This is a genomic window from Rhodococcoides kyotonense, assembly GCF_900188125.1.
GTDB lineage: Bacteria > Actinomycetota > Actinomycetes > Mycobacteriales > Mycobacteriaceae > Rhodococcoides > Rhodococcoides kyotonense.
In genome coordinates this window covers 100,238-123,544 of record NZ_FZOW01000001.1, presented here as the reverse complement: position 1 = coordinate 123,544, position 23,307 = coordinate 100,238, and the positions used below count along the sequence as shown (strand labels likewise).

Sequence of the window (23,307 nt, the reverse complement as noted above, 5' to 3'; positions counted from 1 at the left end):
GCCATGACCACTCAGGATTCGCGTATCTCGCACACGATCGGCAGTTTCGCCGATGTACCGCTGAAGGATCCGCACGAGCCGGTACCTGCGGCGCCGTCGGCGGACGAGGCGACGGCGCACATCGCGGCGGGTGCTACGGCGAACAACTACACCGCAGATCAGGTGGTGTGGTCGACCCCGGAGGGGATCGACGTCAAGCCGGTGTACACCAAGGCCGACCGCGACGAGGCGCAGGCGCAGGGGTATCCCGTCGACAGCTATCCGGGTGCGCCGCCGTTCGTGCGCGGGCCGTATCCGACGATGTACGTCAATCAGCCGTGGACGATTCGTCAGTACGCGGGCTTCTCGACGGCCGCGGAATCGAATGCGTTCTACCGACGTAATCTTGCGGCCGGTCAGAAGGGTCTGTCGGTCGCGTTCGACCTCGCGACGCACCGCGGCTACGACTCCGATCATCCGCGTGTGCAGGGTGACGTCGGAATGGCCGGTGTGGCAATCGATTCCATCTACGACATGCGTCAGCTGTTCGACGGCATCGATCTGGGCAGCGTGTCGGTGTCGATGACGATGAACGGTGCGGTGCTACCGATTCTGGCGCTGTACGTCGCGGCGGCGGAGGAGCAGGGTGTGCCGCCGGAGAAGTTGGCGGGGACCATCCAGAACGACATCCTCAAAGAGTTCATGGTCCGCAACACCTACATCTATCCGCCGAAGCCGTCGATGCGGATCATCTCCGACATCTTCGCCTACACGAGCGAGAAGATGCCGAAGTACAACTCGATCTCGATTTCGGGTTACCACATCCAAGAGGCCGGCGCGACAGCCGATCTGGAGCTCGCCTACACCCTCGCCGACGGCGTGGAGTACATCCGCGCCGGACTCGACGCGGGCATGGACATCGACACGTTCGCCCCTCGTCTGTCGTTCTTCTGGGCGATCGGAATGAACTTCTTCATGGAGGTCGCCAAGCTTCGCGCGGGGCGCCTGCTGTGGTCGGAACTGGTGCAGAAATTCGAGCCCAAGAGCGCGAAATCGCGTTCTCTGCGCACACATTCGCAGACCTCGGGCTGGTCGCTGACGGCGCAGGACGTGTTCAACAACGTCGCGCGCACGTGTGTGGAGGCGATGGCGGCGACGCAGGGACACACCCAGTCGCTGCATACCAACGCACTCGACGAAGCGCTCGCGTTGCCGACGGATTTCTCCGCGCGCATCGCCCGCAACACGCAGCTGCTCATCCAGCAGGAGTCCAACACGGTGCGTCCGATCGATCCGTGGGGCGGGTCGCACTACGTCGAATGGCTGACGCACCAGCTCGCCGACCGAGCTCGCGCGCATATCGCCGAGGTCGAGGCGGCGGGCGGTATGGCGCAGGCGATCAACGAAGGTATCCCGAAGCTTCGCATCGAAGAGGCTGCGGCACGGACGCAGGCTCGGATCGATTCGGGACGTCAGCCGTTGGTCGGGGTCAACAAGTACGTTCCGGACGAGCCGGACACCATCGAGGTCCTCAAGGTCGAGAACTCGAAGGTCCGCAAGGAACAGATCGAGAAGCTGGAGCGTCTGCGCGGCGAACGGGACTCGGCGGCCGTGGAAGAAGCGTTGGCGAACCTGACGCGCGCAGCGGCGTCGAGCGAGTCGGGGCTGGAGAACAATCTGCTGCATCTCGCGATCGACGCCGCCCGCAAGATGGCCACGGTCGGGGAGATCTCCGACGCGCTGGAGAAGGTCTACGGGCGTCATCAGGCAGAAATCCGGACAATCAGTGGTGTGTACCGCGACGAAGCAGGCAAAGCGAAGAACCTGACCCAGGCGACCGAGTTGGTGGACAAGTTCGCCGAGGACGAGGGCCGTCGGCCGCGTGTGTTGGTCTGCAAGATGGGCCAGGACGGTCACGACCGTGGTCAGAAGGTCATCGCGACGGCATTCGCGGACATCGGCTTCGACGTCGACGTCGGCCCGCTGTTCCAGACACCCGAGGAGGTCGCACGTCAGGCGGCCGACAACGACGTGCACGTCGTCGGGGTGTCGTCGTTGGCGGCAGGCCACCTGACGCTGGTCCCGGCACTACGGGAAGCCCTCGCGGCGGTGGATCGTCCCGACATCATGATCGTCGTCGGCGGTGTCATCCCGCCCGGAGATTTCGACGAGCTGTATGCGGCGGGCGCGTCGGCGATCTTCCCGCCCGGAACGGTAATCGCCGACGCGGCGATCGGTTTGGTGGAGAAGCTGTCGGAGCAGCTCGGCCACGGGTCCGATCCGCACGGGGCCACCGCCTGAGCATGAGTTCTCCGAAGAGATCCGCCATCGACGTCGACGCGGTAGCGAAGTCGGTGCTGGCCAATGAACGATCAGGTCTGGCCCGAGCGATCACCCTGGTCGAGTCGACGCGCACCGATCACCGCGAGCTCGCGCAGCAGCTGCTTCTGCAGCTGCTGCCCAAGGCCGGTGGATCGCACCGGGTCGGTATCACCGGCGTTCCGGGCGTGGGGAAGTCGACGTTCATCGATGCGCTCGGGATGTATCTGATCGGCAAGGGACACAAGGTCGCGGTGTTGGCGGTGGACCCGTCGTCGACGCGTACGGGTGGGTCGATTCTCGGAGACAAGACGCGGATGGCGCGGCTGACGGTCCAGGAGAATGCCTACATCCGGCCGTCGCCGACGTCGGGGACACTCGGGGGAGTGGCGCGGGCGACGCGGGAGACGATCGTGTTGCTCGAGGCCGCGGGCTTCGACGTCATTCTCGTCGAGACGGTCGGTGTCGGGCAGTCCGAGGTGACCGTCGCGAACATGGTCGACTGCTTCGCGTTCCTGACGCTGGCGCGCACGGGAGATCAGATGCAGGGCATCAAGAAGGGCGTGCTCGAGCTCGCCGATCTGGTGGCGGTCAACAAGGCCGACGGCAAGCACGCCATCGAGGCGAAGGGCGCAGCACGGGAGCTACAGGGCGCGCTGCGGATGATCTACCCGCACGACGCGATCTGGACGCCGCCGGTACTGACGATGAGTGCACTCGAAGGCGTCGGTCTGGACGAGTTCTGGAACACCGTGCTGAAGCATCAGCAAGTGCTCACCGACGCAGGCGAATTCGCCGAGAAGCGGCGCACTCAGCAGGTCGACTGGACATGGACGATGGTCAACGATCAGCTTCTCCGTCGCCTCGCCCAGAACCCTGCCGTGAAACAGATCCGCGGCGACGTCGAGCAACGTGTCCGCGACGGTTCCCTCACCGCGGCGCTCGCAGCCCAGGAACTGCTCGACGCGTTCGATGCGGCGCCGGATCAGCGCACTACAGCCGGGTAGCCATCCCGCCGACCCGCTCGATCAGGTCGTCGAAGAAGGCCGCGGGGTCGGTGGCTACAGCAATGGCTGCGTTGTGCTGACGGCCCCACATTCCACGGTAGTCCGCGACAGTCGTTCCGCGCGTGAGCTTTCCGTCCAGTTCGACGTCGACGGTCGCTGTCCGATACGTCGCAATACTCGGATTCAGAGCCACTGCAGCCGCGAACGGATCGTGCATGTGCGCCAGAAATCCTTGATCGTGGTCCCGGTGGAATTCGAAGTAGAACCGAACAGCGTCCGAGAAGTGACGGACGATGGGATTGGACGCGGTCGAGCGAGTCGTCGACGGATCTTCGGCCGAAATGATCTCTCGCGGTGAGCTTCCCGCACGCTCGCCGAGTCGCGAGATGTGTTCGGGGAACATCTCGATCGTCTCGGTGACATCGAGCGGGCACACGATCGGCAGTCGATCATCGGGCAGTCCGGTGAAGGCCTCGAACACCTCGGCGGCGGCCTCGGGGTCGACGGCGACGTTCCATTCGCTCGTCGGTGTCGTGTTGCCGGGGTGGTGGAATGCGCCGCCCATGATCACGAGTCGTTTCAGTAGTCGTGGGAGCTCCGGTTCGATCCGGATCGCGGTCGCGAGATTCGTGAGCGGACCGGTCACGAGACCGGTGACCTCACCCGGGCGCTCTCGGACGATCTCCACCCACGCCGTCGCGGCGTCGCGGTCGGACAGTGGACGCGTCGATACGGGCAGTTCTGCATACCCGATGCCCTGCGGTCCGTGTGTCTCCTCTGTCGTCATCAACGGTGCGACGAGGGGCTTCTGCGCGCCGAGGGTGACCTCGATGTCGGTGGCGCCACACAGGTCGAGCCAGGCCACGTTGTTTGCTGCGACCTGGTTCACAGGTACGTTGCCCGCGGTGGACGCGATCGAGAGAATGTCGGCCTCGGGGCTCGCCAGAAGGTAGAGCAACGCGAGAGAGTCGTCGATGCCGGTGTCGACGTCGACGATCAAGGGAACAGTCGAATCGGTATGAGTGCGCACCGATCCATCGTGCCGGTTCGTGTCCGGTAGTCGTGCGTCGGGGTGGACAGACCGACTGTCGCGTTTGGTCCGAATTGCCCGAAAAGACCGAATCCTCAAGGGGCAAAGGCAAATTCGATATTCCAGCAGATGACCAGCGTGAATGCACACAATACCGGCTATTCGGCCGTCATGGAGTTTGAAAGGTGGTCATTATTCTGGCTAACGTTAGGTAAATGACGGTTGCGAAGGATTCCGAATCATCCCGAACGCCACCGGAAGATTCCCGGTGGGGGCACGACCATGTCCAGCATCTCAGGCGAGGCGTGTTCGCGCGGCTGATGCACCGCAAGCCCAAGTTGACCGAAGAAAGCATCACTGTCGTCGACCAGCCCATGCTCAAGCGCGCGGTGTCGGCCGCTGCGTTGGGCAACACGATGGAGTGGTTCGACTTCGGCGTGTACGGATACCTGGCCGCGACGTTGGGCAAGGTCTTCTATCCCGACGCGTCGCCCGGTGTTCAGCTGCTCAGCACGTTCGCGACGTTCGCTGCGGCGTTCCTCGTTCGGCCGCTCGGCGGATTGTTCTTCGGACCCCTCGGTGACCGCATCGGTAGGCAGAAGGTGCTCGCTGCCACGATGATCTTGATGTCCATCGGAACGTTGGCCGTCGGCCTCATTCCGAGTTACGACACCATCGGTATCTGGGCTCCGATTCTGCTTCTCGTTGCGCGATTGGTCCAGGGATTCTCGACCGGTGGCGAATACGGCGGCGCGACGACATTCATCGCCGAATATTCACCCGACAAACGGCGTGGATTCTTCGGAAGTTGGCTCGACTTCGGCACTTTCGTCGGATATGCGATGGGATCGGGTCTGGTCACGATTCTGAATGCGACGCTCGGCGACGCGACGATGGTCGAATGGGGTTGGCGCATACCGTTCTTCATTGCCGGACCGATGGGGATCATCGGGTTGTACCTCCGCCTCAAGCTCGAGGACACTCCTGCATTCCGAAAGCAGCTCGACGACCACGAGAACAAGGTCAAGGAGCAGGAGAGCGGAGCCAAGGAGATCGGCAAGATCTTCACGCAACATTGGCGCGCGTTGCTGGTCTGCATGGGAATCGTGTTGCTGTACAACGTGTCCAACTACATGGTCACGAGCTACCTCCCCACCTATTTCACCGAGGTCCTCGGGCGTTCACAGCTCAGCGCCGACATCCTTGTTCTGGCTGCAATGGTGATCGTCGTGTCGATCATCGTCGGTGTCGGGCGGCTCACGGACTGGATCGGTCGTAAGCCCGTCTTCGTGTTCGGTGCCGTCGCTCAGATCGTTCTCGCGATCCCGTGTTTCCTCCTGATTCAGCAGACAGGCTTTGCCGGACCGTTGATCGGGTGCCTGATCCTCGGCGTGATTCTCGCGTGCTTCGCCGCTCCCAGTGCGTCGACGTTGCCTGCGCTGTTCCCCACGCGGGTCCGCTACGCCGCGCTGTCCATCGGTTTCAACCTCTCGGTGTCGCTGTTCGGTGGAACGACTCCGCTCGTCACGTCGGCGCTGGTGTCCGCAACGGGCAGCGTCATGGTTCCTGCGTTCTATCTGATGCTCAGCGGCGTCATCGGCCTCGTGGCCGTGGGATTCCTGAAGGAGTCTGCGACGCAGCCACTCGAGGGATCACCTCCGCAGGTCGATTCGCCGAAGGAAGCGCAGACGCTGTTCAAGGAAGTCTCGAAGCTCCCCGCGCCGACATCCTGACGACCCGAAATGCCGGCTCGTCGGCTCCCCATCGACGAGCCGGAGCGGGGTAGTCGGCGAACTCGGCCAATGCCGGTCGCGCGGCGAGAACGGCACCGTGCAGCACGGTGGTCGTCGTCGAAGCAGGCAGGGTCGACGCAGGCGGATGTTCGACGCGTCCGCCGCGCCCGAGTAGCCATGCTGCTGTCCGCGCGAGCGAGACGGATACGTCGAGATCGGGTCCGCCCGTCCGCCGAGAAGTCAGCGCGTCGACTGTCGCGGCCGCCAAGAGGTAGCCGCTGGCGTGATCGAGGGCCTGCGCGGGCAGTGCACCGGGCGCGCCTGCGGTTCCTTCGAGAACCGAGATCCCGGTGGCAGCTTGGACGATGCTGTCGAAGCCGCGTCGGCCACTCCATGACCCCGCGCCCCACGCGGACACCCGGCCATGGACGATTCCTGAGGGGAGCGAGTCCACCCCGACGCGTTCGAGCGAACCTGGGCGGTATCCGGACAGGACGACGTCCGCCTGCGACAGCAATGTGCGAAACTTGCCCTCTTCCACAGTATTTCGCAGATCGAGCAGGGTGCTGCGCTTTCCTTGGCCGTTCTCGAGATGCTGCCACTCGATCTCGGGAAGCCGAGCCGGGTCGATGCGCAGTACGTCTGCCCCCAGCAACGCCAGGGCTCGACCTGCGACCGGACCAGCGATGACGCGGGTCAGATCGAGCACCCTGATTCCGTTCAGCGGGGCGCCATCGGTTGCCTGTGCTTCCGCCTCGGGTCGAGGGCCGGACGAACGCGCTCCCACCGACTGTTCGACGAGCTGGTGGTCGGTGACCGCACCGTGCTCGTGTGCCCACTCCGCCTCGGTGCGTACTCGGACGGCGACGGCCGACGCGGACGCGCACCGACGCTCGATCTCACCTCCCGGTAACTCGTGAAGTCGGCCCAGCACCGTCTCGACCTCGGCGTCGGCAGGCAGTTCCAGCGCCGCGATCAGTGCCCGTCGGTGGTGCGGGTAGTTCGCGTGCGTGCGTACCCAACCATCGGCGCTGGCGAAGAATCCGGACAGTTCGGCGAACCCCCGCACCGGGTTGCCGTCGATGCGCAGCATCTTGTCACCCGCGAACGACGCGGCGATGCGTTCGGGGACGAGGTGCCACGGCCGCGTCGAAAGACGGTGGGCCGCCTTGAACCGATCGACTGCCGCCGCGAACGTGGCGACCGAACCAGCAGCGAGGTCGGTGACGGGGAGCGTGGCCGAGAGCAGCGAACCCCAGTCACCGACCGTGAATCGACTTGCGCTGGAATCGGTGTCGAGCGCGTCGTCGTACGACCGGACGAGGTCCGGCAGTGTCATTCCTTCCTGGCCCAGATCTCGAAGCCTGCGTCGGTCAGTCGAGTGACGAGTGCATCACCGATCGCGGTGGCAGGCGTGAGTACGCCTGCGGCGTTTGGGAGTTCGTCCCGATCGTGCACCAGCGCGAGTGCGGACTCACCCAACATGACGGCAGTCGCTTTGTACCCAGGATCGCCTTGCGCCTTGACTCGAGAGCGATAGCGCGCACCTGTGGTCGTCTTCGTGTAGATGTCCACCGTGAAATGTCCACTTTCCTGGGCTTGCGTACTCGGCCCGTTCCCGGGGGCCGGGAGAACACGGTCGAGGAGCCTCTCGGGTGCCACGGTCAGGGCGAGAACCAGTGCACCGAGACCGGCAGACACAGCTCCCGCGATCAACGGTGACGCGACCGACGATCCGACGCTCATGACTTCCCGATAGCGAAACTGCTTGCCGTAGGCCCAGTCTCGGAGTGCATTGCTTCGTCGGACGACGCGCGTGTTGGCGGATGCCATGACGAACGGCGCTTTCCAACCGCGTACTCCCGGTGCGATGTCCTTGCCGTTCACCAGCTGAACGTCGGACTGACGGCCGAGATCCGGTTCGCGGGAGCGATCGGGGCTCAAAGAATACGGGCTCGCGGCAAGCCGTCGTAGCTTCTTGTCCTTCTTGACGACCTCGATCTGAGTGCGCAGCGAGTCGACGGTGCCCCCGCTGACCCCTCCGCGCATGCTGGTGACCACCATGGTCGTGTCCGTCAGTTCGCCCGCGTCGTCGGCGACGACCGCAGCGTGCACGACGTGAACGCCGAGATCGGAGGGGATCGAGTCGAATCCACATGAGTGGACGATCCTGGCGCCGGTACGCCTGGCGATCTCGTGATTGGTGTCGATGCTCTCGCGGGCGAACAGAACCTCGCCGGTGAGGTCGACGTAGTCCGTGCCCGCTTCGGCGCACGCGGTGGTCAACGGCAATCCGTACTTCGCGTACGGACCCACCGTGGTGATGACGACCTTCGTGCTCTCCGCGAGCGCCTTCAGTGCAGCCTCGTCGGCCGCATCTGCTTGGAGCAGTGGCCATTCCGCGGCGGCAGGCGGTAACGAGCGACGAACCGTCTCCAACTTCGACAGCGAACGACCCGCGAGTGCGACGGTCGTACCTGTCGGGGCGTGACGGGCGAGATAGGCGGCGGTGAGTTTGCCGACGAAACCGGTGGCACCGTAGACGACGATGTCGTGTGTGCGTGGCGTAGTCATACTGGACAGTAACCCGGATGGTTACGGGAGTCGAAGACTTCGGTGCGTATGCAGACGCAGGTAGCCGTATCCCGACCACGAGAGCACGACCGTGGTGACAGCGGCGAGCCTGACCGCACCGAGTGCGTTCTCGGGATACACGACGCCGGTCAGGTAGTGGCTGATGAAGCCGGTCGACGGTAGTTCGGCTACTCCCGCCCGCAGCCGAGCCCAATTCTCGACCGCGGTCAGTGGGCAGTCGACGCCGACCACGATCGACATGAAGCCCCAGGCAACGGCGCATGCGTGAAGCCAGATGGTTCGAGGGAGGCGCCACGCCAGGAATCCGCCCGCGACGACATAGGCGATGAATGCCAGGTGCACCACCACCGTGACGTCGGCGACTGCTCTGTAGAGCATGAACACGATCGTAGGCCTCAGCGGGCCCAGGTGTGCACGGGATTGCCCTCGTTCATGAGCGTCACGTAGTCACCCAACATGCCGGACAGTGCCGCCTCTCGTGCATCTCCGGCGCGCTCGCGGTCGACGACGGCGTTGCGCTGCCACACCGATCCTGAGACCTTGGCCAGACACCGGCCTTCGACGACGCCGAGGTACCGGTCTCGGACGTCTGCGTCGACGCCGTACGCCGCGAGTCCCGCATCGGCCATGGGCAGTAGTCGTCGCAACACGAGTTCCTGCGGACTGACCCATCCGACTTCGGGCCAGTACAGTCGCGCGTCGAAGCCGCTGCGCGCGGCCGAGTGCAGATTTTCGGCCGCCGCGTCGTACGACATCTGCGACCACAGTGGCCGGTCGGCCTCCGCGAGCGAACGCAGAGTTCCGTAGTAGAACGCCGCGTCGGCCAGTGTGTCGATGACTGTGGGACCGGCGGGCAGCACTCGGTTCTCGAGCCGTATGTGGTGGCCGCCGCCCGATCGGTCGTAGATGGGTCGGTTCCAGCGATACACCGTCCCGTTGTGCATGCGCAGCTCCGATAGGTCCGGCGTACCGCCCTGTGCGAGAACCTCTTTCGGATCCTCGTCGCTGCACACCGGTAGCAGCGCCGGGAAATATCGTGAATTCTCCTCGAAGAGATCGAAGATCGAATTGATCCACCGTTCGCCGAACCACACCCGAGGCCGGACACCCTGATTCTTCAATTCCTGTGGCCGGGTGTCGGTTGCTTGCTCGAACAACGGAATTCGAGTCTCGTGCCACAGCGCGCGGCCGGCGAAGAACGGTGAATTCGCCGCCAGCGCAACCTGAATACCGGCCAGCGCCTGCGCGCCGTTCCAATACGAAGCGAAGTCGTCGGGCGATACCTGAAGGTGCAACTGCACCGAGGTGCACGCAGCTTCGGGAAGAATTGTGTCCGTGATCGTATCGAGGTCCTCGGTCGCCGCCGAACCAGGCAGTCGCACACCGGGAATTCGCAATTCGATGTCCTCGCCGCGCGCAGCGAAGATCTGTTGGTTGAGCAGATCGTAGCGAGGGTTCGCCGACAGCCACTTGTACTCGAAGTGCTTGTCCGTCAACGTCGGGAGCATTCCGATCATCACCAGGTGGCTCCCCGACGAGCCTGCACGTTCGTCGGCGGCGTTCAGCGAACGACGAAGAGCGAATTCGAGATTCGTGATGCTGTCGCCGCGCAACGGCCGCGGTTCGACATTGATCTCGATGTTGAACTGTCCCAGTTCGGTCTGGTAATCGGGGTCGGCGATCGCGTCGAGAACCGTTGCGTTCGCCATGGCCGGTGCCATGTCGTCGTCGACGAGGTTGAGCTCGACCTCCATGCCGATCTGCGGTTCACCGACATCGAACGTATCGTCGGCCAACATCGTCGCCAGTGCGTCCAGACAGTCCTGGACCTTCTGGCGGAAGAGATGTCGGTCCTGCCTCGTGAACTTGCGCTGATCGACGTCGTCGCCCATGTTCGCCCACCTGTTGTCTCGCCCCGTGTGTTGCCGAAGTACCCGTATATCCGTGAGTATCGCGGCACAAACAAGCGGTTACCAGGGGGAGGGTGCGAAATCTTTCAGGAACTGTCCGTACTGATCGACGCCGAGTTCGCCTTGAACGATCGGATCGTAGACACGGGCCGCGCCGTCGACCAGGTCGAGCGGTGCGTGAAATCCTTCGTCGGCAAGCCGCATCTTCGTCGGATGCGGGCGTTCGTCGGTGATCCAGCCGGTGTCGACAGCCGTCATGAGAATGCCCTTCTCGAGCATTTCTTTCGCACTCGTGCGCGTCAGCATGTTGAGAGCTGCCTTCGCCATGTTGGTGTGCGGATGGCCGGGGCCCTTGTATGCCCTGCTGAACTGTCCCTCCATCGCCGAGACGTTCACGACGTACTTCCGACGCGCAGGCGATGCTTCCATCGCGGCACGCAGGCGGCTGACGAGAATGAACGGCGCCACCGAGTTGCACAACTGCACTTCGAGCAGTTCCACAGGATCGACCTGGTCGACCGTGTGAATCCAGCTGTTCGTCTCCGCGAGATCCGGCACGAGGCCACCCGCGTCGATGGCGATGCCTTGCTCGATGCGCTCTGCAGTAGCCGATCCCGCCACGAGGGCAAGAGAACTGACGGCTTCGGCGGTCAGCACGTCGGCGCCGGTGACCTCTCCGACGGCGGTGGCAGGAAGAGAACTGGTCAGCGACGCCGGGTGCGCCTCGCTCGTCTTGCCGAACGTGATCACGTCCGGCCTCGGTCCCGACGGCAGCGCTTCCGTCTCGGCGTCGATCAACGCGCTGTACGAGCCTGCGGAGCGCTTGACCGTCTGCGCGGCGTTGTTGATCAGAATGTCGAGCGGGCCCTCCGCGGCCACGGAATCGGCAAGTGCCACAACCTGTGCGGGGTCACGCAGATCGATTCCGACGATGCGTAGACGGTGCAGCCATCGATCGCTGTCTTCCATCGCACTGAAGCGTCGGATCGCGTCGTTCGGGAAGCGTGTGGTGATCGTGGTGTGCGCCCCGTCGCGCAGCAACCGCAGCGCGATGTACATGCCGATCTTGGCGCGGCCACCGGTGAGCAGCGCACGTCGTCCCGTCAGATCGGTGGTCGCATCGCGCTTGCTGCGATTCGTCGCCGCGCAGTCCGGGCACAGCTGATGGTAGAACGCGTCGACCAGGGTGTATCGCTGCTTGCAGATGTAGCAGGGCCTGGCGCGGATGAGTGTCCCCGCGAACTCTCCTGTCGCACGAGCGGTGAGTGACACTCCCGCAGTCTCGTCGTCGATGCGTTCGGGTGATCCGGTGGCCGTGGCAGCGACGACGGCTCGGTCGGCGGCCGACTTCGCATCGCGTGCGGCGATGCGGCGCGAGCGCTTCAGGTCCTTGAAAAGCTGTCCCGAGGCCCGCTGGACGACAATGGAATCAGGATGATTTTTATCCAGCGATCCTGCGACCTTCAGCACGCGTAGGCACGTCTCGAGATCGGCCGGATCGATACCGGTGAGGGCGTCGGTCATCTTTCGTTTCCTTCCAGGACGGCCAACAGCGACCAAGTCCTCGCTGCGCAGGTCCTCACAACGAGATAGACCCCGACTCCAAGGGAATCGGGGTCTATCTCGTCTGTCTCAACTCAGAAATCGTGGATCGCACCAGCGTCTGTGAATATGTACTGATTCGATCTCTGGTGTCCGAGGGGGGACTTGAACCCCCACGTCCGTTAATAGGACACTAGCACCTCAAGCTAGCGCGTCTGCCATTCCGCCACTCGGACCAGATTTGTTCTGTTGTTCGCACGCCTGCTCGCTGCGTGCTGGACAAAGATATCCGATAGGTTCCCGATCACCCAAATCCGCATGTCAGTCGACCCGTCGCGTTGCCCGTCGATGCGGAACGGGTGGTAGGAAAGTGTGGTGTCTTCAGTCGATAAGTCCGCAACTGCATCAGTCCCGACGACGGCTCTGGACGAGGTCGTCGACCTCGTCAGCGCCCTGATCCGATTCGATACCTCCAACACGGGGGAGCTCGAGACCACCAAGGGTGAGAAGGAATGCGCCGAGTGGGTCGCGCAGAAGCTTCAGGAGGTCGGCTACGAGACGGTCTACGTCGAATCCGGCGCGCCCGGCCGTGGCAACGTGTTCGCGACGCTCGCCGGCGCGGATCAGGACCGCGGAACGCTCATGATCCACGGCCATCTCGACGTGGTCCCGGCAGAACCCGCGGATTGGAGCGTCCATCCCTTCTCCGGCGCCGTCGAGGACGGTTACGTGTGGGGCCGCGGAGCCGTCGACATGAAGGACATGGTCGGGATGGCGCTGGCGCTGGCGCGGCAGTTCAAGTCCAACGGCACCGTCCCCCCGAGGAACATCATGTTCGCGTTCCTCGCCGACGAGGAGAACGGCGGCAGATGGGGATCGCAGTGGCTCGTCGACAACCGTCCCGATCTCTTCGAAGGAGTCACCGAGGCGGTCGGTGAGGTCGGTGGCTTCTCGTTGACGGTCGCACGACCGGACGGAACGGAGAAGCGGCTCTACATGGTCGAGACCGCAGAGAAGGGTCTCGGCTGGATGAAGCTGACCGCCAAGGCTCGGGCAGGCCACGGATCCTTCCTGCACGACGAGAACGCCGTGACGTACCTGGCGGAGGCCGTGGCAAGACTCGGCAATCACACGTTCCCACTGGTGATCTCGGATTCCGTCGCGGAGTTCCTGTCCGCCGTCGCCGAGGAGACCGGTCTGGACTTCGATCCGACGTCACCCGACCTGGACGGCACGCTGCAGAAGCTGGGCAGCATCGCTCGCATCGTCGGTGCGACGCTCCGCGACACCGCCAATCCGACGATGCTCAAGGCCGGCTACAAGGCCAACGTCATTCCGCAGACCGCCGAGGCGATGGTCGACTGCCGCGTCGTGCCGGGCCGCCAGGCCGAATTCGAGCGCGAGGTCGACGAACTGATCGGCCCGAACGTCGAACGCGAATGGATCACCAAGCTCGACTCGTACGAGACCACGTTCGACGGCCACCTCGTCGATGCGATGAACGACGCGGTCCTCGCGCACGACGAGAACGGACGGACGGTTCCGTACATGCTGTCCGGTGGCACCGATGCCAAGGCGTTCGCACGGATCGGAATTCGATGCTTCGGATTCGCGCCGCTCAGGCTGCCCCCGGAACTCGATTTCGCTGCTTTGTTCCATGGAGTCGACGAGCGGGTACCCGTCAGCTCGTTGGAGTTCGGTACACAGGTACTGGAACACTTCCTGCTCCACAGCTGACAGCGGGAGCGGGAACCAGCGCAGGAGAGACACCATGTTTCGAAAGGATTCTCGATGACACACGACCCGTACGCTGCTCTGCCTGACCTGCCGTCGTTCCAGCTCACCTCGGAGGACTTTCAGGAGGGAGCAACGCTCGACGCGCAACAGGTCAGCGGCATCATGGGTGCGGGAGGGCACGACAACTCGCCGCAGCTGTCCTGGTCCGGTTTTCCCGAGGGCACCAAGAGTTTCGTGGTGACCGCATACGATCCCGACGCGCCGACGGCGTCGGGCTTCTGGCACTGGGCCGTCGCCAACATTCCCGCGACGACGACGTCTCTCGTCGCCGGTGCGGGGGACGACGGCGGCACTGCGATCCCCACCTCCGCAGTGACGCTGAAGAACGACGCGGGGCTCTTCCGCTACATCGGCGCTGCTCCGCCGGCCGGGCACGGACCCCACCGCTACATCTTCGCGGTGCACGCGGTGGATGTGGAGCGCCTCGAGGTCGACGAGACCGCAACGCCTGCGTACCTCGGTTTCAACCTGTTCTCGCACGCGATCGGGCGTGCGGTGCTGACCGGAGTGTACGAAGCATGATCGAGGTGGGACGCGGTCGACGACCGCGTCCCACCTGCAGGTACCAGGTCAGCGTGCGGCCGAGCCGACGGCCTCGGACAGCTCGGAGAAACCGTGCGCACGAAGCCGCTGCGCGATTCCCTTGTTGATGCGCCGCATCCAGAACGGGCCACCGTAGATGAATCCGGTGTAGCCCTGCACCAGCGACGCGCCTGCCGTGATTCTTTCCCACGCCTGGTCGGCGGTTTCGATACCGCCGACGGATATCAGCGCGATACGTCCACCGACCCGCGCGTGCAATCGTCGAAGAACCTCGACCGAACGCTCGGCGACCGGAGTGCCGGACACACCGCCCGCGCCTGCGGCGTCGACGACGGCGGCGTCGGTGCGCAGGCCGGCTCGGCTGATGGTGGTGTTCGTCGCGACGATTCCGGCCAAGCCGAGTTCGACGGCGAGATCGGCCACCGCGTCGACGTCGTCGTCGGACAGGTCGGGGGCGATCTTCACCAGTACGGGTATCGAGACGGCGTTTTGCACCGCGACCAGGATCGGACGAAGCGATTCCACCGCTTGGAGATCCCGAAGGCCAGGGGTGTTGGGGGAGCTGACGTTGACGACCAGAAAGTCGGCGAGAGGGCCGAGAAGGGTTGCGCTCGCGGTGTAGTCGGCGGCCGCGTCCGCAGCAGGGGTGACCTTGGTCTTACCGATGTTGGCGCCGATCGGAACGCCGCCGCGGCGACCACGCAGGATCCCGGCGGCCGCGCCTGCCCCGTGATTGTTGAACCCCATGCGGTTGACGAGCGCACGGTCCTCCGGCAGACGGAACAGACGTGGTTGGGGGTTGCCCGGCTGCGCCTGCGCCGTGACGGTGCCGATCTCGGCGAATCCGAATCCGAGTGGACCCCAGGCGTCGACACCCTCCGCGTTCTTGTCAAATCCCGCGGCCAGGCCGAGGGGAGCGGGGAAGTCGACGCCGAACACCGTGCTCCGCAACAGCGGGTCGTCGACGACGAGAAGCTTCCTCACGAGAGTCCGCGCGGGAGAGAACGCGGTCACTGCGCGTATCGCGCCGAATGCGATGTGATGGATCCTCTCGGGTGGGAGAAGGAACATCAGCCGAAGCAAAGCGCGATACAACGTGTGACCCACAGATCTTCTCTCTACTTGGAAATCCCGCGTTGCGGGATCAGATTCCCGGTTCCGGGACGTGATATGTCGTCTTTTTACGCTTGAGGAGAACCCGTCGACTTCCGTCGGTGTACAGCCGAACCCGGGACAGTTCCCAACCGCCGAACTCGGCTTGAATCGCAAGCCGCATCGATGCCGTCACGCGAGTGACGTCGGGCGGGAGCCGAAGCGGAATGTACTCCCAGTCTTCCGATGTGATGTCCCAATCCGACGGGACACGGGCACGTAAAGTGTCGTTTTTCGGCACAGTGGCAATCGCCTTTCGCTCTGTACTATCGCCCCTCGGAAACCGAAATCCGCTGCAGTCCATTCCCCGCTGCCGATCCGACGAACAGATCACCGGTATCGGCGTCGACGGCGATCGAGTCCGGCTGGCGAACCGTCGGGAACCTGTCGACCTCGACCGGTATCCCCGTCTCCAGTGTGTAACCGACCACCTCGTTCACCTCCGGCAGACTGATCCAGACGACGTCGGACTTGTCATCGTAAGCGACGGCCCACGGCTGCGCATCGACTGGAAATCGCTGGCGGAGAAGCAGGTCTTCGGACGAGTAGACGAGAAATTCGCGCCCGACGGCGTCCGTCACCAGAATTCGTCCGAACCGGTCGGTGTCCAGTTCTGCCGCACCTTCGCCGGCGCGCAGCGCCAGACCGAGGGACTCGTCGTCGACCTTCACCTCGGTGAGCGAGGTCTGATGTCGATCGAGCGCGCTCAACCCGTACTCGGTGGACGCCAGTGCGTCCACCGACGACAGACCGCTGATCGTCTGTGACTCTTGGCCGTTCGCGTCGAGAACGTGAATCGTGCCACTGTCGTCACCGGTGGCGAAGCGTCCGTCGGGAAGGACGACGGCGCTCAGCAGATTCGCGTCCACGGCCATCGCATCGACACTCGCCGTGCGCAGGTCCACCTCGACCAGCGAGCGATCCAGCGGAAGCAGCACGCGGCCGTCGCCTATCCCGGTCACTGCTGCGGCCGCACCTGGCAGCTGCACCTCGCGTGGCGCGGCGGCCGGGTCGTCCGTCGCGGAGAACACCAGAAGGGATGTCGCGTCGTCGGACAGTGCGACGACGGAGCGCGTGTCGGCGTCGAATGTGGTGGAATGCAGTCCGAAGGGGGACGCCGTGACCACGCCTGCAGGGGTGGTCGTGGTGTCGGGGGAGTCGATTCTCGACAGTGGTTCGATACGGACGGCGTCCGGGTCGTCACTGTCGTTCTCGGAGCATGCGGAAGCCAGGAGTGCAGCTGACGTTGCCGCAACGACAACGGCGATTCGCCACGGCCTTCGTGTGTCTTTCATCTATTCGTCTGCTCCTGGGGGCGTTCGGTTCTCGTCGAGTGATGCGTTCTTCCAGAGAACGGCATCTGCCTCCAGCCTGCCTGATGGCCCTCGGGCCGACACCGCCGGACCGCCGGAGTGAAATCGGACGGGCATGGGTACCGTGTTCGCGGGGAGACAACGAGGAGTCGAGTTGGAAACCGAACAGCGGATCGACACCGCACGCACGTCATCCTCGCGCAGCGGGACGAACCGGTTCGCGGTGGAGCAGATCACCACCGGATCCCATGCCAATGGATTCGGCCTCACCGACGACGGACGACCGTTCGCCTTCCGGGTGCATAGAAGCACGCTCTACCTGGAGATCTATCGTGCGAACCTGACGTCGCCCGTTCCCGATGAGTCCGATGTCTCGGCCGTCGCGGAACAGTCTGTCACCGACGTCGATCTCACCGACGAGCGCAGCGTCGTCGGCGCCGTTCGAGACGCCGTCAACCATGCGTCCGACGCGTCGGCGCGGGAGGTGTCAGCGGTCCGGGCGTTCCTCGGTCGCGTCGGTTCGTTGATCGACAATTTCTGAGCCGTCACGAATAGGGAGCACCAGCAGCGCACCGGTGACCGGGTGATCCAGCACCTCGACGGGGTGGCCGTACACACGTGAGAGAAGGTCCGCGCGGAGGACCGCTCTCGGATCGCCGACCGCCTCCAGTGCGCCGTCGTGCAGAACGGCCACCCGGTCGGCGTACGCCGCTGCAAGGGCAAGATCGTGCAGCACGACGACGACAGCTGCTCCGGCCCTCGCGCGTGCTCGCGCGACCGACATGACCTTCTCCTGATGACCGAGATCCAGCGCCGCCGTCGGCTCGTCCAGCAGAAGTGTCGTGGTGTTCTGTGCGAGCACCCTCGCGAGCGACGTTCGGGCGCGCTCGCCGCCGGAGAGGCTTGAGAAGGGTCGATGCGCAAACCTCTCGACATCGCATTCCTCCATGGCCGCACCGATCTGCGCATCGTCGTCGTCCTGCTGTGGAGTTCGGTTCCACGGTGATCGCCCCATGCGGACGACCTGCTCGACGGTGAACGAGAAGCCGACGGTGTGCTGTTGTGGGAGCACTGCCCTCCGGCGAGCGACGCGCACGTCGGACCATGCCGAGAGCAGCCGTCCGTGCAGTTCGACCTGTCCCGTTCGCGGCCCGATCTCTCCGGCCAGAACTCCGAGAGCAGTGGACTTGCCCGCGCCGTTCGGACCGACGAGCGCGAGTACCTCGCCCGCGACGATGTCGAGGTCGAGGGAGCGAAGGACGGTGCGGCCGGAGCGGACTGCGTCGACTCCGCGCGCCCGTAGCGTGACGTCGCCTGGTGTGACCGGGGACAGAGCGTCGGCGCGCGTCGAGAAGAGCCTCATGCCCATCCGCCCTGCCTCGCGCGTGTCCGTCTCAGCATCCAGAAGAAGAAGGGCGCACCGACGAGCGAGGTGATCATGCCCAGCGGCATGTCGACATTCGGCACGAGGTTGCGCGCGATGAGATCGGACCCGAGAAGCACGACCGCGCCCCCGAGGGCGCTGGCGGGGACCAGCGTTCGGTGGGCAGGCCCGAGAAGCATGCGCATCAGATGAGGCACGATCAATCCGACGAACAGGATGATCCCGGTGAACGCCACCCCGGACGCGACCAACAAGGCGACGATGACGATCGCGAACTGGCGTAGCCGCTCGACGTTCACGCCGAGGTGGCGTGCGACGTCCTCGCCGAGCGCGAGGAGGTCGAGTCGGTGTGCGATGGCGATCGATGCCGCGACGCCGACGACCGCCAGCGGTGTGACGACGGCCACGGCCTGCCACGTCGCACCAGCCAGCGAGCCGAGTTGCCAGAACACGATCTGCTCGCGCGCGGCCGGGGATGCCACGAACGTGAAGAATGCGATGAGCCCACCCGCGAATGCATTGACGGCCACTCCGGTGAGGATCAACGTGACGACCTCGGTTCGTCCGCCTCCGCGAGCCAACAGGTAGACGAGGACGGTCGTCACGAGCCCACCGAGGAATGCCGCCGCTGCAACCGACCAGGCACCGGCGAACGCACTGCCGAGCACGAACACCGACGACGCACCGACCGCCGCTCCCGACGACACACCGATGACTCCCGGCTCGGCGAGCGGGTTCGCGAACACGCCCTGGAGCAGCGCACCGGCGCAGCCGAGACTCGCTCCGACGACTGCGCCGAGAGCGATACGCGGAAACCGGACCTGCCACAGTGTGACGTCACCGCTCGGGTGGGCAGGCATGGGACCGATGTCGAGACCGATGCGATGGAAGATGCTCCCGACGACCTCCATGGGCGTCGTCTGCACCTGGCCCATGCACGCCGAGATCAGAGCGAGCGCGACGACGAGCACCACCAGGGCGCCGAACACCACCCAGGTACGGGAGCGACGACGCGTCGGCCGTTCCAGCTTCGCGGTCATGAAGCCGGTGCGTAGACGGCTTTCGCGAGGGCGTCCAACACCTTCCCGGTGTTGGGGCCGAAACTGAGGACGACGCCGTCGGCCATGTCGACGATGCGTTCGGACTGTCCTGCCGGTGTCTGCGCGATACCGGGGACCTGCTCGAGACCGTCGACGCCTCCGATGGACTCCAAGCCGCCTGTCATCATCAGGATGACGTCCGGGGCGGCAGCGATCAGGGCTTCGCTGGTGATCGGAACGAACTGTTGCGTCAGGCCCGAGACGGTACCTGCGTCTTCTGCGCCGAGCGCGGCGACGAGCGAGTCCGCTCCCGAGCCGGGTCCGGCGAGCATCTTGATGGCAGGGCCGCGCATGTACAGGAACGCGATCTTGACCGGGTCGCCGTCACTGGGCGCGAGTTGCCGGGCGCTGTCGATCTCCGACGCGGTCCGGTCGGCGAGCTGCGTGCCCTGTTGCGGAACGCCGAGGGCGGACGCGACGGCCTCGATCTGTGGGCCGACACCGTCGAGAGTTCGGGCGGGATCGAAGTAGACGACGGGAATTCCCGCTGCACGCAGCTGATCCTGCACCGCGCGTGGTCCGATGCTGGTGTCGGTCAGGACGACCGTCGGGTTCAGCGCCAGAATTCCTTCGGCGCTCAGTGAATGGCCTCCCGGAGTCACATCGGTCACGTTCGCCACCGCAGGAAACTCGGCCGACGTGTCACGCCCGACCAGGTTGTCGCCGAGCCCCAGGGCGTACACCGTCGTGGCCAGCGTGCCGTATTGATCGGCCGCGACGATGCGGCTGGTGTCGGTGACGGTGACGTCGACGCCGTCGAAGCCTCGCGTCGTCGCAGGCAGTGTCGGCGTCGGTGCTTCCGCGATCGGTTCGGGGTCCGGGTTCTCGATGACGGCAGTGCGCGGTCCGATCGCGCCGGCAGCGTGCTCACCGCTTCCGGACTCCGTCGCCGTGCACGAGACGAGCGCGGCGGACACAGCCGCCGCGAGGACACCGAATGCGATCCGTGTTCGTGTCGTGCGCAATCCGTTCACGCAGACAAGGTTAGCCTGTGCAGGGTCAGCTGCTGACGTCGTCCAACGCTGCCGTGATGGCCCGGGGGAGTTCCAGATCCTCGGCGACGAGCACACCGGTCAGCTGCGCCAGATCGCGCGCGCCGACGATCGCCGAGCTGACACCGGGGCGATCCCGCGCCCACGCGAGCGACACCGCGAGCGGCGACGTGCCCAGTCCACTGGCAGCGGTGACCGTGGCGTCGACGACGTTGTCGGCGGCGTCCGTGAGATAGGCGGCGATGGACTGTGCATGCAGGTCGTCGGCGCCACGCGAATCGGCAGGGGTGCCCTTGCGGTACTTGCCGGTGAGCACCCCACCGGCGAGCGGAACCGCGGCGAGAATTCCGACGCCGTGGTGGCTCGCGGCGGGAACGAGCTCGTCTTCGATTCCGCGTGCCAGCAACGAATATTCGGCCTGCGTCGCAACGATGCGTCCAGCTCCAGCAGCGCCTGCGGCGGTCGCGAGTTGCCAACCGAAATGCCCGCGTGCACCGACGTAGCGGACCTTTCCGCTCGTGACTGCGTAGTCCAACGTGGCGGCGATCTCGTCGACGGGCGTATGCGGATCCCACGCCGCGACCTGCCACAGATCCAGATAGTCGGTGCCCAGATCACGCAACGTCTCTTCGAGCTGGCCGAGCAGGGCACGCCGTGAGCAGTCGACCCGGTACGTATCGCCGCGTGTCGTGACTCCGGCGGCGCCGCTGACGATGAGATCCCGTCGAGGCACCACGTCGTCGAGAACTTCGGCCAACACTCGTTGGGCTCGACCTTCGCCGTAGGCAGGAGACGTGTCGACCAAGGTTCCGCCTGCCTCTGCGAACGCAGCGAGTTGAGCCGCCGCGTCGTCACCGTCGGTGCCGCTTCCCCACCCGAGAGTGCCGAGTCCGAGTCTCGACACGCGAAGCCCGCTGGAGCCGACAGATCTCTGCTTCATGGTGTTCGACAGTTCCTAACTGGGTTGATCCGGCCTGGGTCGTGCGGCCTAGTGCGGTGGGGCGCAGAGCGCGCCGAGTCAGCACAGTAGTGCGCGGCGCTCGGCGGTGCGAGTGTCGCCCGGTGCGCATGTCGGCCGTTAGGTACGGTCAGGACCGTGAACATGCTTCTCGATCCATCGCCTCCCGCTGATTCGGTTCATGCTCGTCTCGGTGATCGCGGCCAGGACAGTCGCGACGGCGGACGGGGGATCGTTCGATGATCGGTGAGTCGATGACCTGGCTGCAGGCGATCGTTCTCGGCGCAGTGCAGGGGCTCACGGAGTTTCTGCCCATCTCGTCGTCGGGCCACCTACGGATCGTCTCCAGCGTGTTCTTCGGTGACGACGCAGGCGCGTCGTTCACGGCGGTCACCCAGCTCGGAACCGAAGCCGCAGTGCTGCTGTTCTTCTGGCGCGACATCGTTCGTATCGTCAAGGCGTGGTTCGTGGGACTTCGTGACAAGACGCAGCGCACACTGGACTACCGGCTCGGTTGGTACGTGATCATCGCCACGATCCCGATCGGTGTTCTCGGATTGGTGTTCAAGGACCAGATTCGCACGGGTGCTCGCAACCTGTGGCTGATCGCGACGATGCTCATCGTGTTCGCGATCGTCATCGCCGTCGCCGAATACGTCGGGTCCAAGCGTCGTCCGCTCGAGAAGATCACCACGCGTGACGGGCTCGTCATGGGCGCCGCGCAGTGTCTGGCCTTGATCCCCGGTGTCTCGCGATCCGGAGCGACGACGAGTGCGGGCCTGTTCATGGGTCTCGAACGTGAAGCGGCAGTGCGATTCTCGTTCCTCCTGGCGATTCCCGCGGTCACCGCGTCGGGTCTGTTCTCGCTTCCCGACGCGTTCGAGCCGGCGGGCGAGGGAATGAACGCCTCCGGTCCGCAGCTGTTGGTCGCTACCGTCGTCGCGTTCGGCCTCGGGTACGCATCGATCGCGTGGCTGCTGAAGTTCGTCGCGAATCACTCGCTGTACTGGTTCGTGGGATACCGGATCGTGTTGGGTGTCGGCGTGATGGCGTTGCTGTCGGCCGGGGTGGTGTCGGCGACCTGAGCGAGATCGGGCCGGGAGTGGAGCCTGCAGGAATGACCCAGATCAGGCCGGGAGTGGAGCCTGCAGGAATGACCCAGATTAGGCTGACAGCATGACTGTGATCTTGCTGCGCCATGGTCGGTCGACGTCGAATACCGCCGGAACGCTCGCGGGCCGCTCGGTGGGCGTGGGGCTGGACGAGCGGGGTATCGAGCAGGCAGCGTTCGTCGCCGAGCGGCTCGGTGCGCTGCCGGTGGAGGAAATCGTTCGGTCGCCGCTGCAGCGGTGCGAGCAGACCGTCGAACCGCTTGCAGGTAAGCGCGGGTTGACGCCGGTGATCGAGGACCGCCTGCTCGAAGTCGATTACGGCTCGTGGACCGGACGCCCGATCAAGGAACTGCTGAACGAACCACTGTGGAAGGTGGTGCAGCAGCATCCGTCGGCGGCGGTGTTTCCCGGTGGCGAAGGGCTCGCGCAGGTTCAGGCACGGGCGGTGGCGGCTGTGCGTGAGCACGATGCCCGTCTGGCGCAGGAGTACGGCCGCGATGTCCTGTGGGTGGCGTGTTCGCACGGCGACGTCATCAAGTCGGTTCTGGCCGACGCACTCGGATGTCACCTCGATTCGTTCCAGCGAATCGTGGCGGATCCGGCGTCGGTGAGCGTGGTGCGATACACGTCGACCAGGCCTTTCGTGCTGCGGACCAACGACACCGGGCTCGATCTGTCCGGGCTGGTTCCGGTCGCCGAGAAGGCCGAGGCAGGAGCGAGTCGGGCATCGGACTCGGATGCGGTGCCGGGCGGAGGTTCCGGAACGTGAGTGTGCCGATAGCGGATAATGAGACAGGTGGGGTCCGACAGAGTGGATCCTTCGAGAATGCGTACTTCCAGC

At 64.9% G+C, this 23,307-nt stretch carries 21 protein-coding genes and 1 tRNA gene; 8 read left to right on the top strand and 14 right to left on the bottom strand.

Annotated elements, in window-relative coordinates:
* Positions 1-3 precede the first annotated feature (3 nt).
* Complete coding sequence (gene scpA / locus CHB96_RS00495) at positions 4-2,280, top strand: methylmalonyl-CoA mutase (protein WP_089242630.1); 2,277 nt, start codon at positions 4-6, stop codon at positions 2,278-2,280.
* Between the two features lie 2 nt (positions 2,281-2,282).
* The gene (gene meaB / locus CHB96_RS00490; protein ID WP_089242629.1) at positions 2,283-3,305 is read left to right on the top strand and encodes a methylmalonyl Co-A mutase-associated GTPase MeaB; all 1,023 of its coding nucleotides are present in this window, start codon (positions 2,283-2,285) and stop codon (positions 3,303-3,305) included.
* Here meaB and CHB96_RS00485 read toward each other — a convergent pair.
* On the bottom strand, positions 3,292-4,335 hold the full coding sequence (locus CHB96_RS00485) for a nucleoside hydrolase (protein ID WP_089242628.1): 1,044 nt from the start codon (positions 4,333-4,335) through the stop codon (positions 3,292-3,294). The two genes, meaB and CHB96_RS00485, sit on opposite strands and share 14 nt — an antisense overlap.
* Positions 4,336-4,550: 215 nt before the next feature.
* On the opposite strand from CHB96_RS00485, the gene proP reads away from it, so the two are divergent.
* Entirely contained in the window at positions 4,551-6,068 is a 1,518-nt protein-coding gene (proP, locus tag CHB96_RS00480) for a glycine betaine/L-proline transporter ProP (protein WP_089242627.1), read from the top strand.
* On the opposite strand, the gene CHB96_RS00475 is transcribed toward proP, so the two are convergent.
* From CHB96_RS00475 to CHB96_RS00450, 6 genes are all read right to left on the bottom strand, one after another.
* Positions 6,031-7,407 (bottom strand): CoA transferase, encoded by a 1,377-nt coding sequence (locus CHB96_RS00475; protein ID WP_089242626.1) that lies wholly within the window; start codon positions 7,405-7,407, stop codon positions 6,031-6,033. The two genes, proP and CHB96_RS00475, sit on opposite strands and share 38 nt — an antisense overlap.
* Positions 7,404-8,642: a saccharopine dehydrogenase family protein gene (locus CHB96_RS00470; protein ID WP_089242625.1), complete on the bottom strand. Its 1,239-nt coding sequence runs from the start codon at positions 8,640-8,642 to the stop codon at positions 7,404-7,406. The genes CHB96_RS00475 and CHB96_RS00470 overlap by 4 nt, the downstream gene beginning before the upstream one ends.
* A 21-nt stretch (positions 8,643-8,663) precedes the next feature.
* A complete protein-coding gene (locus CHB96_RS00465) occupies positions 8,664-9,041 on the bottom strand; it encodes a DUF2784 domain-containing protein (RefSeq protein WP_089243010.1) in 378 nt (125 codons plus the stop codon).
* A 17-nt stretch (positions 9,042-9,058) separates the two neighbouring features.
* The gene (locus CHB96_RS00460) at positions 9,059-10,555 is read right to left on the bottom strand and encodes a glutamate-cysteine ligase family protein (protein WP_089242624.1); all 1,497 of its coding nucleotides are present in this window, start codon (positions 10,553-10,555) and stop codon (positions 9,059-9,061) included.
* A 78-nt stretch (positions 10,556-10,633) separates the two neighbouring features.
* Positions 10,634-12,097: an SDR family oxidoreductase gene (locus CHB96_RS00455; protein WP_089242623.1), complete on the bottom strand. Its 1,464-nt coding sequence runs from the start codon at positions 12,095-12,097 to the stop codon at positions 10,634-10,636.
* Positions 12,098-12,262: 165 nt separating this feature from the next.
* Positions 12,263-12,351: transfer RNA gene (locus tag CHB96_RS00450), tRNA-Leu, on the bottom strand.
* Positions 12,352-12,490: 139 nt separating this feature from the next.
* Between CHB96_RS00450 and CHB96_RS00445 the strand changes: the two genes are divergently transcribed.
* Together CHB96_RS00445 and CHB96_RS00440 are read left to right on the top strand one after the other, a co-directional pair.
* Positions 12,491-13,852: a M20/M25/M40 family metallo-hydrolase gene (locus tag CHB96_RS00445; protein ID WP_089243009.1), complete on the top strand. Its 1,362-nt coding sequence runs from the start codon at positions 12,491-12,493 to the stop codon at positions 13,850-13,852.
* Between the two features lie 54 nt (positions 13,853-13,906).
* On the top strand, positions 13,907-14,434 hold the full coding sequence (locus CHB96_RS00440; protein WP_089242622.1) for a YbhB/YbcL family Raf kinase inhibitor-like protein: 528 nt from the start codon (positions 13,907-13,909) through the stop codon (positions 14,432-14,434).
* Positions 14,435-14,482: 48 nt separating this feature from the next.
* On the opposite strand, the gene CHB96_RS00435 is transcribed toward CHB96_RS00440, so the two are convergent.
* From CHB96_RS00435 to CHB96_RS00425, 3 genes are all read right to left on the bottom strand, one after another.
* A complete protein-coding gene (locus CHB96_RS00435; RefSeq protein ID WP_089243008.1) occupies positions 14,483-15,550 on the bottom strand; it encodes a quinone-dependent dihydroorotate dehydrogenase in 1,068 nt (355 codons plus the stop codon).
* A gap of 49 nt (positions 15,551-15,599) precedes the next feature.
* Entirely contained in the window at positions 15,600-15,800 is a 201-nt protein-coding gene (locus CHB96_RS00430) for a DUF5703 family protein (protein WP_371828971.1), read from the bottom strand.
* 73 nt (positions 15,801-15,873) lie between these two features.
* On the bottom strand, positions 15,874-16,902 hold the full coding sequence (locus CHB96_RS00425; RefSeq protein ID WP_089242620.1) for a YncE family protein: 1,029 nt from the start codon (positions 16,900-16,902) through the stop codon (positions 15,874-15,876).
* Positions 16,903-17,074: 172 nt separating this feature from the next.
* Between CHB96_RS00425 and CHB96_RS00420 the strand changes: the two genes are divergently transcribed.
* On the top strand, positions 17,075-17,461 hold the full coding sequence (locus tag CHB96_RS00420; RefSeq protein WP_245865113.1) for a hypothetical protein: 387 nt from the start codon (positions 17,075-17,077) through the stop codon (positions 17,459-17,461).
* Here the strand turns inward: CHB96_RS00420 and CHB96_RS00415 are convergent.
* The 4 genes from CHB96_RS00415 to CHB96_RS00400 are packed head-to-tail and all read right to left on the bottom strand — an operon-like array spanning position 17,408 to position 21,336.
* Positions 17,408-18,289, bottom strand: a complete 882-nt coding sequence (locus CHB96_RS00415; protein ID WP_089242619.1) for a heme ABC transporter ATP-binding protein — start codon at positions 18,287-18,289, stop codon at positions 17,408-17,410. The two genes, CHB96_RS00420 and CHB96_RS00415, sit on opposite strands and share 54 nt — an antisense overlap.
* The gene (locus CHB96_RS00410; RefSeq protein ID WP_089242618.1) at positions 18,280-19,344 is read right to left on the bottom strand and encodes a FecCD family ABC transporter permease; all 1,065 of its coding nucleotides are present in this window, start codon (positions 19,342-19,344) and stop codon (positions 18,280-18,282) included. Before CHB96_RS00410 ends, CHB96_RS00415 begins: the two co-directional genes overlap by 10 nt.
* Complete coding sequence (locus CHB96_RS00405; protein ID WP_176444094.1) at positions 19,341-20,369, bottom strand: heme/hemin ABC transporter substrate-binding protein; 1,029 nt, start codon at positions 20,367-20,369, stop codon at positions 19,341-19,343. The genes CHB96_RS00410 and CHB96_RS00405 overlap by 4 nt, the downstream gene beginning before the upstream one ends.
* A 34-nt stretch (positions 20,370-20,403) precedes the next feature.
* Positions 20,404-21,336, bottom strand: a complete 933-nt coding sequence (locus CHB96_RS00400; protein ID WP_089242617.1) for an aldo/keto reductase — start codon at positions 21,334-21,336, stop codon at positions 20,404-20,406.
* A 260-nt stretch (positions 21,337-21,596) separates the two neighbouring features.
* Here CHB96_RS00400 and CHB96_RS00395 point away from each other — a divergent pair, with 260 nt between their 5' ends.
* Together CHB96_RS00395 and CHB96_RS00390 are read left to right on the top strand one after the other, a co-directional pair.
* Complete coding sequence (locus tag CHB96_RS00395) at positions 21,597-22,439, top strand: undecaprenyl-diphosphate phosphatase (protein ID WP_176444093.1); 843 nt, start codon at positions 21,597-21,599, stop codon at positions 22,437-22,439.
* Positions 22,440-22,530: 91 nt separating this feature from the next.
* Positions 22,531-23,235, top strand: a complete 705-nt coding sequence (locus CHB96_RS00390) for a histidine phosphatase family protein (RefSeq protein WP_089242616.1) — start codon at positions 22,531-22,533, stop codon at positions 23,233-23,235.
* Positions 23,236-23,307 lie beyond the last annotated feature (72 nt).

Bases quoted from the DNA above. Each gene is read 5' to 3' on its own strand.
- scpA (WP_089242630.1), top strand. From the start codon at position 4: ATGACCACTCAGGATTCGCGTATCTCGCACACGATCGGCAGTTTCGCC.
- meaB (WP_089242629.1), top strand. From the start codon at position 2,283: ATGAGTTCTCCGAAGAGATCCGCCATCGACGTCGACGCGGTAGCGAAG.
- proP (WP_089242627.1), top strand. From the start codon at position 4,551: ATGACGGTTGCGAAGGATTCCGAATCATCCCGAACGCCACCGGAAGAT.
- CHB96_RS00475 (WP_089242626.1), bottom strand. From the start codon at position 7,407: ATGACACTGCCGGACCTCGTCCGGTCGTACGACGACGCGCTCGACACC.
- CHB96_RS00470 (WP_089242625.1), bottom strand. From the start codon at position 8,642: ATGACTACGCCACGCACACACGACATCGTCGTCTACGGTGCCACCGGT.
- CHB96_RS00465 (WP_089243010.1), bottom strand. From the start codon at position 9,041: ATGCTCTACAGAGCAGTCGCCGACGTCACGGTGGTGGTGCACCTGGCA.
- CHB96_RS00460 (WP_089242624.1), bottom strand. From the start codon at position 10,555: ATGGGCGACGACGTCGATCAGCGCAAGTTCACGAGGCAGGACCGACAT.
- CHB96_RS00455 (WP_089242623.1), bottom strand. From the start codon at position 12,097: ATGACCGACGCCCTCACCGGTATCGATCCGGCCGATCTCGAGACGTGC.
- CHB96_RS00440 (WP_089242622.1), top strand. From the start codon at position 13,907: ATGACACACGACCCGTACGCTGCTCTGCCTGACCTGCCGTCGTTCCAG.
- CHB96_RS00425 (WP_089242620.1), bottom strand. From the start codon at position 16,902: ATGAAAGACACACGAAGGCCGTGGCGAATCGCCGTTGTCGTTGCGGCA.
- CHB96_RS00415 (WP_089242619.1), bottom strand. From the start codon at position 18,289: ATGGGCATGAGGCTCTTCTCGACGCGCGCCGACGCTCTGTCCCCGGTC.
- CHB96_RS00410 (WP_089242618.1), bottom strand. From the start codon at position 19,344: ATGACCGCGAAGCTGGAACGGCCGACGCGTCGTCGCTCCCGTACCTGG.
- CHB96_RS00400 (WP_089242617.1), bottom strand. From the start codon at position 21,336: ATGAAGCAGAGATCTGTCGGCTCCAGCGGGCTTCGCGTGTCGAGACTC.
- CHB96_RS00390 (WP_089242616.1), top strand. From the start codon at position 22,531: ATGACTGTGATCTTGCTGCGCCATGGTCGGTCGACGTCGAATACCGCC.